Raw genomic sequence first — 1,110 nt, forward strand, 5'->3', positions numbered from 1 at the left:
ATGGCAAAACGATGGGGGTGCAGTATGAGCGTGATAAATGGTGTAGCTAAAAAGTTTGACGGCACAGCGATTGATTATGTCTCAATATTTAACTGGACTGACGGCAAGTGCATTGGACAGGCAACGCCTGATGCAGCAGGTAATTGGCGTTACTACTATCACGCGGATGCTCAAGTTGGCATTACATATGTAGCAGATGGGTGTGAGCCAATCACGCATGGCGCGTACACTGTCGAGCGCAACAATGATCTAAACCCTGCTTGGGTGAAGCTGGATAGTCCGTTTAATACAAATATAACTGACAAAACAGGCAAGGTTTGGACAGTGTATGGTGATGCCAATGTGAGTAATGGTGCGTTACAGCTGGATGGTAATGCTGATTATCTCGCTATCCCTTACAGTCCTGACTATCATTTTGTTAATAGCGAAGATATTACTATTCGATTTATAGCTAACATTAAAACTTTCAGTTCGGATAGACGCTCTTTGCTAACTTCTCGAAAAGACGATTCTACATATAGTGATGTGACAAATTGGGCCATCTGGGCTGATGTAAATGCAATTAGATTTGCAATTTGGACGGGCACCGGGGGTATCTTTTTTGAGAAAATTTGGGATACAGCTTATGTGTTTAATAACGATTTTGAGTTGTCACTAGAGCGTAAAGATATGGTATGGAAGTTATATATCAACGGTAGCCAGATTGGTAGTCCTGTAACACAAACTGGTAATTATATATTAGCGCCTGACTCAGTGTTAGTTGTAGGTTCGGATAGACTTAATAAAGCTAACGGCTCCGGTAACGTGACAAGGGACCTCAAAGGCTCAGTAAGCAATTTACAAATAATTAGAGGTGCAGCGCTAGGTGGTGGCGGTTCGACAACACCGCTAATATCTCAATTCTAGAGGTTTTGCTATGAGCTACACACCACCAGACTTGGTGCTTGATGTCGTACTTAGTCAACAAACAAGCGTACCACCTGATTTATCTCTTGATGTTGTGCTATGTGAACCACAAAGTACCGAGAATGACGCATTTATTACCATCAATGCGTCTATCAATGTTGATGCGTCTGCTGATTTAACAGTCGGCAACGCGCCATCGGTTGA

The 1,110-nt window shown here is 42.6% G+C and carries 2 protein-coding genes; both read left to right on the plus strand.

Annotated features, from left to right (window positions below; translation table 11 throughout):
- The first annotated feature begins 24 nt into the window (after positions 1 to 24).
- Entirely contained in the window at positions 25 to 906 is an 882-nt protein-coding gene (locus ACS8FC_RS14725) for a hypothetical protein (RefSeq protein WP_439297317.1), read from the plus strand.
- A gap of 10 nt (positions 907 to 916) precedes the next feature.
- The coding region (locus tag ACS8FC_RS14730) for a hypothetical protein (protein ID WP_439297318.1) at positions 917 to 1,110 on the plus strand (194 nt) is incomplete at its 3' end.

The sequence above is a fragment of the Psychrobacter sp. 1Y4 genome (assembly GCF_051847555.1).

What these genes read in the sequence shown, in the direction of transcription:
- ACS8FC_RS14725 (WP_439297317.1), top strand. Translation starts at nt 25, where the DNA reads ATGAGCGTGATAAATGGTGTAGCTAAAAAGTTTGACGGCACAGCGATT.